Raw genomic sequence first — 555 nt, forward strand, 5'->3', positions numbered from 1 at the left:
GAGCGAACGTGTCTCGATCCGCACCCACTTGTCGGCCGGCACCCCGGCCCCGCGGTTCTTCATGTACAGCGCACCCGGGGCGAACAGCTCGGTGATGGGCCGGTGCCTGCGCCCCGCCGCCGAATCCTGCGGCAGCACCACCTCGAACTCCCCGCGCTGGCGCGCGAAGTCGTACCGCCCCTCGCCCCTGATGGTCACGCGCGTCCCGCCGCTGGCCATCTCCATGGAGGTGTTCGCCTTCGCGCTCCCCGCCCCGACCAGGACGGCCGCGGCCCGCCGCACCGCCTGCCGCGCACCCTCGGCGTCCCCGGCCGCGCCGCTGTCGGCGGCCGCACCGCCGCCCGCACACCCGGTGGCGAGGGCCATCAGGCCCGCCGCCGCGACCGCGGCGACCGCCGTGCCCGTGCCCCTGCACTGCTGACCCATCGCGTGTACCCCCAAGCGTGTTCGCGCTTGTCGATCCCCCGTCTTTCCCCCGTCGTTTCCCCTAACGACCGTTACGTTGAGCCGTCACGCCGGGCGTGGCCCACCGGCCCGCCGCACGGGCCCCCGCGT

At 75.5% G+C, this 555-nt stretch carries 1 pseudogene; it reads right to left on the reverse strand.

The annotated features are described in order from the left end of the window. A pseudogene (locus tag AB8Z36_RS41780) lies at window positions 1–426 on the reverse strand (hypothetical protein); the annotation flags it as partial. Window positions 427–555 lie beyond the last annotated feature (129 nt).

The sequence above is a fragment of the Streptomyces flavofungini genome, assembly GCF_041028215.1.
Lineage (GTDB): Bacteria > Actinomycetota > Actinomycetes > Streptomycetales > Streptomycetaceae > Streptomyces > Streptomyces flavofungini_B.